Origin of the sequence: Prevotella sp. AGR2160, assembly GCF_000424185.1 — a bacterium.
GTDB lineage: Bacteria > Bacteroidota > Bacteroidia > Bacteroidales > Bacteroidaceae > Prevotella.
In genome coordinates, this window is the sequence record NZ_AUJK01000011.1 from 53566 (window position 1) to 64818 (window position 11253).

An 11253-nucleotide genomic window follows, 5' to 3' on the forward strand; every position below is an offset into this window, starting at 1 on the left:
AGTATGATATTCTTTTTACTTATCCAAAGTTATCGTACATGATAGACTCGGGATCGACGCCGAGGCTGTCAAGATAGTCGGTGACCGTCTTGATCAGCATAGGAGGACCGCAGAGGTAATACTCACAATCCTCGGGAGCCTCATGATCCTTGAGGTAGGTATCACGGACACAGTTGACGGCGAATCCGGCATAGTATTTCACGCCGGCGGCATCAGCCTTCGGGTCGGGGCGGTCGAGAGAGAGGTGCATGTGGAAGTTGGGGAATTCCTTCTCCAGTTCCCAGAAGTCCTCGAGGAAGAAGGCCTCGGAGAGCGAGCGTGCGCCGTAGAAGAAGTGCATCTCACGGTCCGTGCAGTGGATCTGGCGTGTCATATACATGATCTGTGAGCGCAGCGGAGCCATACCGGCACCACCACCGATCCAGATCATCTCCTTACCGGACGTGAAGTTCGGATGGAAGTCTCCGTAAGGGCCACTCATGAGCACTTTGTCGCCGGGCTTCAAGGAGAAGATATAGGACGAGCCGATACCCGTCGGCACATTCTGGAAGCCTACCTGCGGACGCGGCAGGAACGGGGTAGAAGCGATACGTACCGTCAGCGTGATGATGTCACCCTCTGCCGGATAGTTGGCCATGGAGTAGGCACGGACCGTCGGCTCGGGGTTGTGGGCTTTCAAAGAGAAGATGTTGAACTTCTTCCACGCGCCGATATACTCATCGCCGATGAGACTCTTGTCGAAATCCTTATCGTAGTCGATGCAGTCGTAAGCCGGGATCTTGATCTGAGCATAGGAACCAGGGATGAAATCCATGTGCTCGCCCGGCGGCAGCGCGACCTTGAACTCCTTGATGAAGGAGGAGACGTTCTTGTTGCTGATCACGGTGCACTCCCATTCCTTTACGCCAAGGATAGACTCGGGGATCTTGATCTTGAAGTCGCCCTTCACCTTGCACTGGCAGCCGAGGCGCCAGTGGTCCTTGATCTGCTTGCGCGTGAAGTGGGGACGCTCGGAGTCGAGGATCTCACCGCCGCCTTCGAGGACCTGAACCTTACACTGACCGCAGCTGGCCTTACCGCCGCAGGCGGAAGGCAGGAAGATGCCGTTCTCGTTGAGTGTTGCCATGAGGCTGTTGCCCTGTGGCACCTCGAGGGTCTTATCGTCGTTGATGACGATCTTCACGTTACCGCTCGGGCTCAGATATTTCTTGGCGATCAAGAGGATGATCACCAGCAGGAGGATCACGGCAAGGAACACTCCCACACTATTGATAATAAATGTTGTGTCCATTTTCGCTTAAATTTTAAGTCCGCTGAAGCACATCATGGCCATCGCCATGAGACCGACGGTGATGAATGTGATGCCGAGGCCCTGGAGCGGCTTGGGGACATCGCTGTACTGCATCTTCTCACGGATGGCACCCATGGAGACGATGGCGAGCATCCAGCCCAGACCGCTACCGAAGGCATAGGCGATGGAGTCCCACACGTTGGTGATGGCCTGCGTGTTGGACGGGTCGAGGAGGATACGCTGCTGCATGAAGAGCGACGCACCCATGATGGCGCAGTTCACGGCGATCAGCGGCAGGAAGATTCCCAGCGCACTGTAGAGGGAGGGTGAGAAGCGCTCCACGGCCATCTCCACGATCTGCGTGATACCGGCGATGACGGCGATGAAGAGGATAAAGCTCAGATAGCCCAGTCCCATAGGGTCGAGGACCTTGGTCTGCAACAGATAGTCCACGGGGACGGTGACGACGAGCACGAACGTCACGGCAGCTCCCAGTCCGAGGGAAGTCTTGACATTCTTGGAGACGGCGAGGAAGGAACACATGCCGAGGAAGAATGCGAAGATCATGTTGTCCACGAAGATGGACCGGAAGAAAAGACTGATAATATGTTCCATTGTTGTTTTCTTTTATTTATTTCTTCTCTTCTTTCTGGAAGAAGGCGCGATGAACCCAGATGACACATCCCAAGAGGATCAGTGCCATGGCGGGCATCGTCATCATGCCATTGTTCATATACCCACAGTCGTAGAGTCCTTGCGGAAGGATGGTGAAGCCCAGGAGGCTGCCACGTCCGAGGAACTCACGGACAGCGCCGACGATGACGAGGATCATGGCGTAGCCCAGTCCGTTGCCGATACCGTCGAGGAAGCTCGGCCACGGCTTGTTCATCATGGCGAAGGCTTCGAGGCGGCCCATGAGGATACAGTTGGTGATGATCAGTCCGACATAGACGGAGAGCTGCACGCTGACATCATAGACGAAGGCCTTGAGGATCTGGCTGACGATGGTCACCAGTGCGGCGACGACGACGAGCTGAACGATGATACGTATACGATTCGGGATGGTCTTGCGGATCAGGGAGATGATGACATTGGAGAATGCCGTGATCACCGTGACGGCGAGGCCCATCACAATAGCCGGCTTCAACTGTGAAGTGACGGCGAGAGAGGAACAGATACCGAGCACCTGCACCATGATAGGGTTGTTGGCGTTCAGTGGTTCGATGAGAGCCTCTCTATTTTGTTTACTGAATAAAGCCATGATTATTTCGCGTTAAAGAACTTAGTATATTTACCCAGACAGTCGTGGAGCATGTTGGTCACGCCGTTGCTCGTCAGCGTAGCGCCGGTGACGGCATCGACCTGTGTCTGGTCGTCTGTCTTCTTCTTTGCCACGGACAGGGCGATGGTGTTGGTATCTTCACCCTTGAAGAGATGCTTACCCTGGAATTGCTCCTGCCATTTGCGGTTGTCCTTGATCTCGGCACCGAGGCCGGCCGTCTCACTCTCGTGATTGAAGTAAGCGCCGAAGACGGTACGCTTATCACCGTTGATGGCGATGTATCCGGAGATGCCGCCCCAGAGGCCCATACCCTTCATCGGGATGACGTATTTCTGCTGTCTGTTGATGGTGGCGTAGAGGATATCCTGTCCGTCAACTTTGTCGAATGTGATCTTGGTCTCACCCTCTTTCGTTGCCGGTTTCACCACCTTATTATAAATAGCCTCTGCGTCAGCGTCATTCTTGAAGTCACGGATGTTCAGGGAGTAGAGGATCTGTTTCTTCTGATCCAATACCACGTTGGCATCCTGACGGTCCTTCAGACCGGCGTAGACGGCGGCCAGGAGGAAGGCGACGATGATGACGAGTACCGCAGAATAGATAATCGTGTAGGAATTGCTGTTTGTTTTCATTTCTCGTTCCTCCTTATTTATTTGTTATTGGCGCGCTTGGCACGTTTGGAGATATTGTGTTCCACCACGCAATAGTCGATGAGCGGCGCGAACATGTTCATCAGCAGGATAGCCAGCATCATTCCCTCGGGGTAACCGGGGTTGCGCAGACGGATAATGATGGCCATGGCACCGATGAGGAAGCCATAGATCCATTTGCCCGTCTCCGTGCGTGCTGACGTCACCGGATCGGTAGCCATGAATACGGCACCGAAGGCGAAGCCGCCGAGGACGAGATGCTCATACCAGGGGATGGGGTTGGCACCGCCGAGCTGGAAGAGGAAGGAGACGATACCGCCGCCGAGAAAGACGCTGAGCATGGTCTTCCAACTGGCCACGCCGGTCCACAAGAGGATGACGGCACCGATGGCGATGGCGATGACAGACGTCTCACCGACACTGCCGGGGATGAAGCCGAGGATGCTGTCGCAGATTGAGGGCAACTGATCGAGGTGGTTCTGTGCGATACTTCCCAGCGGTGTTGCTGCCGTGAGGGCATCAGCCTGTGCGGCCAGGTCATTGCCGAGTCCGCAGATCTTTCCCTGGCTGACCCATACGCTGAGGTCACCGGTCATCTTGCTTGGATAGGAGAAGAAGAGGAAGGCGCGCGTGACGAGGGCCACGTTGAAGATGTTCATACCCGTACCGCCGAAGATCTCCTTGGCGAAGATGACGGCGAAGGCGATGGCGATGATGAGGATCCAGTAAGGCGTGTTGATCGGAATGATCAAGGGGATGATCATACCCGAGACGAGGTATCCCTCCTGAATCTCCTCGTGCTTCCACTGTGCCCAAGCGAACTCGATGCCCAGACCGACGATATAGCTGACGATTACTTTCGGCAGGACGGCGAGGAAGCCGTAGCCGAAGATTTCCCAGAATCCTGCCGTGGCGAGAGTCCCCGCGAGCTTGTAGTTCTGGTAGCCTACATTATACATACCGAAGAGCAGGGCAGGGATCAAGGCGATGACGACGATGCTCATGATACGCTTCGAGTCGATGGCGTCATGGATGCTTGCGCCGCTCTTGGCCGTCGTGTTCGGCACATAGAGGAAGGACTCAAAGCCGTCGAAGACGCTCTGGAAGGCATGCAGACTCCCTCCTTCCTCAAACTTAGGCTTGATATGGTCTAAATATTTGCGTAATGACATAATTTATGCGTTTTCTTTTCTTAATATGTTCAGTCCGTTGCGTACGATCTGCTGCAGCGGCAGCTTACTGGAGTCGACAAACTCAGCGACGGCGAAGTCCTCGGGACTCACCTCATAGATGCCAAGCTGTTCCTGCTTGTCGATATCCCCGGCGATGAGGCTCTTGATGAGGTATTCGCCATAGATATCCATCGGCAGCACCTTGTCGTATTCTCCCGACATGATCATGTGGCGCTCACCACCCTTGATACGTGCGTCGAGGTTATAAGCCTTCTTCTTGCCGAAGAGCCAGGAGAAATAGCTGTGGCTGGTAGAGAACTCGTTGGTACGGGGACGGATCCAGCCGAGGAACTCATCGGCGTGAGCACCCTCCGGGATAACGGTAACTTCTGAGGTATGGGCGCCGAGGAAAGTCTCCTTGAGATCTCCCGTCGCGGGGACACCCGTCAGCGGATTACCGTTGATGATACGGATATCATCGGTTGTCTTCAGACGGCCTTCAACGATCTTGTCCATCGGTGTGCCTACCAGCGTCTTCACGTACGTAGGAGCTGTAATCTCACTACCGGCAACGGCGATGGTGCGTTCGAGGTTGACCTTTCCCGTGAGGAACAAACGGCCGAAGAAGATGACGGCGGAGGGATCAACGGTCCATACCACTTCGCCCTTGTTGACGGGATCGAGGTGGTTGACCTGTACGCCGACGTTACCGGCGGGGCAGGGACCGTCGAAGACGTTTACTTCCACGTCGCGGGCCTGCGTCAGTGCCGGAGCCTGCTGCTTACTGCCGATGCCGAGATACACCTTGGCGATCTTGCTCAGTGCCGTCAGACCGGTCTGGAAAGCCTCTTCGTTACCCTGAAGCTCTACCTCGAAGTCGGCAGCCAGCGGCATGTCGCGCAGGGCAGAGACAAAAATTGCCTTAGGCTCCGTCTGCGCGTTCGTAGACACAGCGTAAGGCAACTGGTTGATCCATCCGAAAAGGCCTGCTTCGAGCAACGCGTTCTTCACGCCTTCTGCGTCGAGAGCCGTGACATCTTTCTTGCCGAAGTCAGCATACACCTGTTCCTTGTCAGCCTGCACCTTCACGCAGAGCACCTTACGGCGCTCACCACGCACCACTGCCGTGACCTTTCCGCTCACGGGTGAGGCGAACTTCACATCGGGATAAGCCTTGTTGACGAACAGCGCGTCACCGGCCTTGACGGTGTCGCCCTCATGGACGACGACCTTCGGGGTCACGCCTTCGAATGCCGTCGGTACGAGGCCGATGGTATCAGTAGCGATGGATGCCGTCACCTGTGGCGCGGCCTTTCCCGTCAGGTTAATGTCTAAGCCCTTCCGTAACTTAATTACATTTGCCATAACTACAATATCTGTTTTTGAAACTTAATATTTAGCTGAAAATTATTTCATCGATTATGATTGCTTGCAAAGTTAACAAATTTTTTCCGATTTTGCGAGTAAACAGTCTATTTTTATTGATATTTTTTTGTTTCGTGATACGGATTGTTAGGAGGAGTTGACAAAATAATATAGGGATGCAGATGGTCTCATTCTATAGGAAGGCAATTACTCTATGCTGCCACTGACACTTTTTTGCCCTCTTGTAAAGGGTTATTTTGGGTGGGAAAATCACGAAACGTAACATTGGTCAGAAATAAGCGAATTTTGAAGGAAATTATTATTTCGTTGATTAATAGGAAGATACGAAAATTTGGCCCTGTTGCATGTTGTTAGTATGCATATCTATCCGCATATTATTCGTAAAAAGAACGCCAGAGTAAATAAATATGCAGAAAAATGCTGTTGATTTGCTTCGTAAAGATGGTGTTTACGACTCGTATCTACGAAAGATAATTTTCTAAACTCGATGTTTACAAAATTTTCTTCGGTGTTTTCCGAGCAAAAGGCTGATTTACGTTTGATTTTCTCCTAGAATAACAATTTTCTGTGAGAAAAACAGGAGGCAAAAAAGAGTCAGCGGAAGGGTAGAGTAACTGATTTTATGCACGCTGATCAGTGTATGTAAAATCTGTTACTCTGTTTTTTTATTCACGATGTAGTCGGAACATGATAAATCAAGTCCCTACCGATAGATGAAATATGCGCCACCATCGCTGGCAGCATATTTGCGGAGGAGCTGCTGGATATATTCCGCATTCTCACGCACATGCTGTTCGTCACCGTCGTAGCCGTTGATGAGGACGACGAGATGAGTCGTTGCAGCTTGGATCTTGGTACGCTCGTTGTCACTCGTCGGCGTACCGACACCACCCTTGCTGTCGCGGTAAACGGGCAGACCGGCGATGTTGATCATGCCACGACCAATACCTTCATAGGGTTCTCCCTCCCGGCCAACGCCGAGTGTCAGCGTGTCACCTTCGAAGCGGTCGGCATCGAAGCCGCCGATACTGTAACCGTAGGCGATGCTGGCGAGGTTGATGAGGTCTACGAGCGTGTCGATCTGATAGAGTTCCTTGCCTTTCAGCATGCGGCGGATGAGGGCTTCTGAGGCAGGGCGGTAGCGTGAGGGGTCCTTGCCGCAGGCGCGGTAGACCTTCCGGGTGGCGGCGATGCCGGAGATATCTTTCAGCGATTCCGTCGTCAGTGTCTCCCGATAATGCTCGCCAAGGGCGTTGATCTCGTCCCACAGCGGCTGACAGTAGGGACTGTTTTTTACCTCTGCGTCGAGACAGGCGCCGACGAAGTTCGGACAGACCGTCTCAATCTCTTTGGAAACAATTACTTTGATCATAAATGTTTATTAATAGATCCGTCGTTCCGACGGCGGGCCGCCACAAGGGACGGCCCCTGCAAAGGGAATGACGGATTATTCTTTTTCTATTCTTATGCGTTTACCACCGGCGTAACAGAAGATGTGATACTGTCCGCGGACAAATTCATCCTCGTATCCCGGCTGGTCGAGTTGGAAACCGGCAGCCTTCACTTGGTCGACGAGAGTCTGATAGGCCGCATTATTGAAGACGCCGATCTCAATCTTCTCATTCAGGGCCACATAACTCGACACGCCTTTCTTCTGCGGACGAGGCAGGTCGGCATAGACACCATCGCGGATTTGGCGAGGCAGCGTGCAGTGGCGGTAGTAGAGATTCGTGTATTTTGCCAGTCTACTCACCTCGTAGCTGGCTTTATACTGGTAACCGTATTTCTTCATCACGGTCTTGCGGTCGAGCTTGCCGTCGAGGATGAGCAGCGCGTCCTTGATAGAGAGCACATCGCCCTTGGCAGCGTCAGGCATATTCTGGATATCGCTGATGGAGAGGGTATCCTTGGCAACGGGAGCCGTTGCCGTTTTCTGTGCCGTGCCGCAGCCCGTGAAGAATAAGGCGGAGGACAGAATGGCACCGGAGAGGATGCCAAGTGTGATTTTTCGATTTCTAAATTGCATGTTTAAATAAAATATATTATCTTTTTGTTTGCAAAGATAATATATTTTATTCAAGTAGGAAACAAAAATACGGAATTTTATGCTTCGTATTCCGTATGATCTTCGATACCGGCCTCACGGAGTGCCTCTTTGCGCTCACGGCAGGTACCACATTTGCCGCAGTGCTTCTCACCGCCTTTATAGCAGCTCCATGTCTCGGTATAGTCGATGCCGAGGCGCTTGCCGATGCGGGCGATGTCAGCCTTGGTGATATTGGTGTAAGGAGCGTCCACACGAACGTGGATGTAAGTGCCGGCACTGGCGGCAGTGTCAATGGCGTCGATGAACTCCGGACGGCAGTCTGGATAGATCGTGTGGTCGCCGGCATGGTTGGCGATCATCACGCGCTTCAGTCCGTGGCTCTCGGCGATGCCCACGGCGATGGAGAGCATGATTCCGTTGCGGAACGGTACGACCGTCGACTTCATATTCTCCTCGTCGTAGTTGCCTTCGGGGATGGCGTCGGCACCCTCCAAGAGACTGCTCTTGAAATACTGGTGCATGAAGTCCAAGGGAATCGTGATATGTTTGATGCCGAGGCGTTCACAGTGCATCTTGGCAAAGGGAATCTCCCGGGCATTGTGGTTGCTGCCATAATCGAAACTGATGCCCAGAGCGATCTCATCTTTCTTGTCATAGAGGAGGGTGATGGAGTCCATACCTCCGCTGACGATAATTACAGAATCTTTCATTATGTTTTTGTATTTGATTTCTATCTTTTTTAATGTATAATTCATAAATCCTTTTGTAGGTGGCCGCCATGTTGCGGCCACGCAAGGAAGAGGGGAAATATGAAGTAAAATAATTACTTATGTTCCGTTCAATGTGGGTGCGTGGCCGCAACATGGCGGCCACCTACAATGGGATTAATTATAGGAACAATAACCCTACCCGGAATACGACGGCTGAGACGATCCACGCTAGACATGTCGTGTAGACGGCGGCGAAGCCGGCCCATTTCCAGGATCCCGTCTCTCCCTTGATAGCCGCGATGGTGGCGATACAGGGGAAGTAGAGGAGCACGAAGAGCAGGAAACAGTAGGCTGTGAGTGTCGCTATGGGCTTTGCCTGTTCGATGCTGATGCCGTCGGCTTTGGCGAGATCCTTCGTCATCTTCTTACGGAGGAGCTCATATTTGCCACCGGCGTCATTATAACTCGTGTCGTCGGCGAAACTGTCATCATTACTGTAGAGGACACCCATTGTCGAGGCAACAATCTCCTTGGCACCGACACCGGCGATCAGTCCGATATCGAGCTTCCAGTCGAAGCCTTGCGCACGGAAGACGGGCTCAACGGCATGTCCGATTTGTCCGATGTAGCTCTGCTCCTGTTGCTGCTGCTTGCTCAACTGTTCGTTGTGCGGGAAGTAGCCGAGGGCCCATACGATGATAGAAGCCACGAGGATGATACCGCCCATCTTCTTCAGATACTGCTTACCTTTCTCCCAGGTATGTCGGCCGATAGCCTTCCACGTCGGGAAGCGGTAGGGCGGCAGCTCCATGACGAACGGCGTATCCTCTCCCTTGACGAGGAACTTGGAGAACACACGACTCATGACGACAGCCATCAGTATACCTATTAAATATAAGGAGAGCATCACGAGGCTCTGATATTTCACGGCGAAGAACGTACCGATGATCATCACGTAGATCGGCAGGCGGGCCGAGCAGCTCATCAACGGAAGGATGAGCATCGTCACCAGGCGGGAGCGCTTGCTCTCGATGGTTCTCGTTGCCATCACGGCGGGCACATTACAGCCGAAGCCCATGATCAATGGGATAAACGACTTACCATGCAGACCCATCTTGTGCATGATTTTATCCATGATGAAGGCGGCACGGGCCATATAGCCGCTGTCCTCCATGAAGGAGATGAAGAAGTAGAGGATAAGGATCTGCGGAAGGAAGACGATGACGGATCCCACACCGCCGATGACACCGTCGACGAGCATTGCTTTCACCGGTCCGTCGGGGAGCCCCTTACTGATGACGTCACCGAGCCAGCCCACGAAGGCATCGATCCAGTCCATCGGGTACTGTCCGATGACGAAGGTGGCGGTGAACATGATGAAGAGGATGAGGATAAAGATCGGGAAGCCGATGAACTTATTCGTCAGGATGGCGTCGAGGGCGTGCGTCGTCTGATAGTTGTCCTTCTTATGGCCCGTCTCATAGCCGGCTTCCTCGAGGGCGCCGTGGATAAAGCCGTATTTGGCATCCATGATAGCTGTCTCACTGTCATCGCCCGTCTCTTCCTTCACACGGCGCGCGGCCTCGTCACGATGGGCGAAGATCTCCTTGGCGTCGGGGAGGGTAGCAACGAATTTCTCCACTTCCTTATCATTCTCCAACAGTTTGATGGCGAGGTAACGGGTAGAGTAACGGTAACGGATATCGTTCTTCTCCTTCTTCAAGTGGTCCTGGATCTCATGGATACCGTTCTCAATCTCATGACCATGGTTGATATGAATATGGCGGAAATGGGGATTGCTGTCCTCCGTACTCTCATAGAGTTCGATGACCTGATGGAAAAGCTCCTTCACGCCCTTGCCGCTCTTGAAGACCGTCGGCACCATCGGCAGACCGAAGAGCTCGCTGAGCTTGTCGAGGTTGACATTGTCACCGCGCTTCTCGCTCTCATCAAACATGTTCAGCGCCACGACCATGCGCAGGTGCATGTCGATGAGCTGTGTCGTGAGGTAGAGGTTACGCTCAAGATTACTGGAGTCGATGACATTAATAATGATATCCGGTGTCTTCTCAATGATCTGCTTGCGGACATAGAGTTCCTCGGGACTGTAGGCGGAAAGGGAATAAGTGCCCGGAAGATCAACGAGATTGAATTTGTAACCCTCAAACTCAGCATGCCCCTCCTTGGCATCTACGGTGACACCACTGTAGTTGCCGACACGCTCATGGGCACCAGAGGCAAAGTTGAAGAGAGAGGTCTTGCCGCAGTTCGGATTACCGACAAGGGCAACATTGATGACCTTGTGTTTCTTCTCGGCAACTTCCGCCCACTGCTTATCGGTGATAGCCTGCTCGTCAGGATCCTGAGAGTCGATGATTTTTTGGTCCTGGAGGGCAGCGGCACGTTGGTTGAGTTCTTTCTGGAATTCTTTCGCCTCCTTCATGGAGACAACTTCTATCTGATCGGCTTCACTATGACGGAGTGAAACCTCATAACCCATAATCTTGTACTTCACAGGATCTTTCAACGGTGCGTTGAGCAATACCTCAACGGTCTTTCCCTTGATGAAACCCATCTCGATGATGCGTTTGCGGAACCCACCGTGACCCATAACTTTCGTAATGACGGCCTTCTGGCCCGTCTGGAGTTCTGATAGTCTCATTTAAATCTCAATATTATTTTTTTACGCCGCAAAGGTACAAAATATTTTTTACA

Annotated in this window: 10 protein-coding genes; all 10 read right to left on the reverse strand. The window is 52.8% G+C overall.

Annotation, left to right across the window (positions count from 1 at the left end; genetic code table 11):
• Positions 1 to 19 precede the first annotated feature (19 nt).
• Positions 20 to 1291: an NADH:ubiquinone reductase (Na(+)-transporting) subunit F gene (gene nqrF / locus G604_RS0108645; RefSeq protein WP_028910215.1), complete on the reverse strand. Its 1272-nt coding sequence runs from the start codon at positions 1289 to 1291 to the stop codon at positions 20 to 22.
• A 6-nt stretch (positions 1292 to 1297) separates the two neighbouring features.
• On the reverse strand, positions 1298 to 1906 hold the full coding sequence (gene nqrE, locus G604_RS0108650; protein WP_028910216.1) for an NADH:ubiquinone reductase (Na(+)-transporting) subunit E: 609 nt from the start codon (positions 1904 to 1906) through the stop codon (positions 1298 to 1300).
• 16 nt (positions 1907 to 1922) lie between these two features.
• Positions 1923 to 2552 (reverse strand): NADH:ubiquinone reductase (Na(+)-transporting) subunit D, encoded by a 630-nt coding sequence (locus G604_RS0108655; protein WP_028910217.1) that lies wholly within the window; start codon positions 2550 to 2552, stop codon positions 1923 to 1925.
• A gap of 2 nt (positions 2553 to 2554) precedes the next feature.
• The gene (locus G604_RS0108660) at positions 2555 to 3205 is read right to left on the reverse strand and encodes an FMN-binding protein (RefSeq protein WP_028910218.1); all 651 of its coding nucleotides are present in this window, start codon (positions 3203 to 3205) and stop codon (positions 2555 to 2557) included.
• 17 nt (positions 3206 to 3222) lie between these two features.
• Complete coding sequence (locus tag G604_RS0108665) at positions 3223 to 4395, reverse strand: NADH:ubiquinone reductase (Na(+)-transporting) subunit B (RefSeq protein WP_028910219.1); 1173 nt, start codon at positions 4393 to 4395, stop codon at positions 3223 to 3225.
• A 3-nt stretch (positions 4396 to 4398) separates the two neighbouring features.
• Positions 4399 to 5760 (reverse strand): Na(+)-translocating NADH-quinone reductase subunit A, encoded by a 1362-nt coding sequence (locus G604_RS0108670; protein ID WP_028910220.1) that lies wholly within the window; start codon positions 5758 to 5760, stop codon positions 4399 to 4401.
• A 724-nt stretch (positions 5761 to 6484) separates the two neighbouring features.
• The gene (locus tag G604_RS0108675) at positions 6485 to 7150 is read right to left on the reverse strand and encodes a B3/4 domain-containing protein (RefSeq protein ID WP_028910221.1); all 666 of its coding nucleotides are present in this window, start codon (positions 7148 to 7150) and stop codon (positions 6485 to 6487) included.
• A gap of 78 nt (positions 7151 to 7228) precedes the next feature.
• Positions 7229 to 7807, reverse strand: a complete 579-nt coding sequence (locus G604_RS0108680) for a hypothetical protein (RefSeq protein ID WP_036905077.1) — start codon at positions 7805 to 7807, stop codon at positions 7229 to 7231.
• Between the two features lie 77 nt (positions 7808 to 7884).
• Entirely contained in the window at positions 7885 to 8538 is a 654-nt protein-coding gene (gene queC, locus G604_RS0108685) for a 7-cyano-7-deazaguanine synthase QueC (RefSeq protein WP_028910223.1), read from the reverse strand.
• 178 nt (positions 8539 to 8716) lie between these two features.
• Positions 8717 to 11200, reverse strand: coding sequence for a ferrous iron transport protein B (gene feoB / locus G604_RS0108690; RefSeq protein WP_028910224.1), 2484 nt, complete (start codon positions 11198 to 11200; stop codon positions 8717 to 8719).
• Positions 11201 to 11253 lie beyond the last annotated feature (53 nt).

Coding starts and splice junctions, on each gene's coding strand:
- nqrF (WP_028910215.1), bottom strand. CDS start 1,291: ATGGACACAACATTTATTATCAATAGTGTGGGAGTGTTCCTTGCCGTG.
- nqrE (WP_028910216.1), bottom strand. CDS start 1,906: ATGGAACATATTATCAGTCTTTTCTTCCGGTCCATCTTCGTGGACAAC.
- G604_RS0108655 (WP_028910217.1), bottom strand. CDS start 2,552: ATGGCTTTATTCAGTAAACAAAATAGAGAGGCTCTCATCGAACCACTG.
- G604_RS0108660 (WP_028910218.1), bottom strand. CDS start 3,205: ATGAAAACAAACAGCAATTCCTACACGATTATCTATTCTGCGGTACTC.
- G604_RS0108665 (WP_028910219.1), bottom strand. CDS start 4,395: ATGTCATTACGCAAATATTTAGACCATATCAAGCCTAAGTTTGAGGAA.
- G604_RS0108670 (WP_028910220.1), bottom strand. CDS start 5,760: ATGGCAAATGTAATTAAGTTACGGAAGGGCTTAGACATTAACCTGACG.
- G604_RS0108680 (WP_036905077.1), bottom strand. CDS start 7,807: ATGCAATTTAGAAATCGAAAAATCACACTTGGCATCCTCTCCGGTGCC.
- queC (WP_028910223.1), bottom strand. CDS start 8,538: ATGAAAGATTCTGTAATTATCGTCAGCGGAGGTATGGACTCCATCACC.
- feoB (WP_028910224.1), bottom strand. CDS start 11,200: ATGAGACTATCAGAACTCCAGACGGGCCAGAAGGCCGTCATTACGAAA.